General features: G+C 78.3%; 1 protein-coding gene. It reads right to left on the bottom strand.

The window, feature by feature from the left end; all coding sequences use genetic code 11:
* Positions 1-823, bottom strand: an 823-nt coding sequence (locus HMPREF0731_RS21985) for a nucleoside-diphosphate sugar epimerase/dehydratase (protein WP_040614436.1), incomplete at its 3' end; no start/stop codon positions are given.
* Positions 824-906: the final 83 nt, after the last annotated feature.

The raw sequence follows: 906 nt of genomic DNA, 5'->3' as shown, positions 1-906 counted from the left end.
GCGGGCGGTCCAGCAGCTCCTCGATGGCGACCGGGCGCAGCCCGAGGCGCGGCCCCCGCTCGCCGGCGCGCGGCGCCGGGTCCAGCGTGGTCAGCCGCGGCGCGCGCTTGACCATCACCCCGTGCCGGTCCGCCACGTCGAGCATCTCTTCCAGTTCCGGACCTTGCAGGTCCGGGTCGGCCAGCACCAGGGCGGCGGGCAGGCGGTGCTCGGCGCGCAGCCGGTCCAGCACCTCGGACGCCTCCTCGAAGCCGCCCAGGATCGGGTGGCCATGGATGCGCCGCCCCGCCGCGCGCGGCCGCCGCGCCAGGATGCCCAGCACGCGGTAGACCGGGGCGCGCTGCTGCAGCAGCGCCCGGATGAACAGGTCGGCCGCGTCGCCGGTGCCGATCAGCAGCACCGGCTGGGCCGGCGCCTCGCTGGCGGCGCCGACGCGGTGCGACTGCTTCAGCCGGCCGATCACGCGCGGCGCCAGCAGGGCGGCGGCCAGGGTGCCGGCATGGATCAGCGGGAAGGCCAGGTTGGCCGGCCGCCAGGCGCCCAGCAGGTGCAGCCCGGCGGCGAAGAGCAGCGCGCCGCCGACGCCCGCGCCCAGCACCGCCACCAGGTCGCGCAGCGCGGCGAAGCGCCAGTATTGCTGCGGCAGCCGCACCGGCAGCCCGGCCAGCAGCAGCGCCGCGACGGCCCCCGGCACCGCCCCCAGCCACCAGAGCGGCGGCGGCGGCCAGCCGGCCGGATCGGCCATCCAGACGGCGAGCGGCAGGGCCAGGGCGGCGAGGGCCGAATCCAGGCTGAGGTTCAACAGGATGCGCGTGAGGGCCATGATCGCGGCGTATAGGCGGGCGCCCGGGAGGGGTGAAGCGCCCGTGTCCTTGGCGGGGCCGCGGCCGCGCCCTGGCGGGCCGT

This window comes from Pseudoroseomonas cervicalis ATCC 49957 (genome assembly GCF_000164635.1).
Taxonomy (GTDB): domain Bacteria; phylum Pseudomonadota; class Alphaproteobacteria; order Acetobacterales; family Acetobacteraceae; genus Pseudoroseomonas; species Pseudoroseomonas cervicalis.
This window is presented reverse-complemented; position numbering and strand designations above follow the sequence as displayed.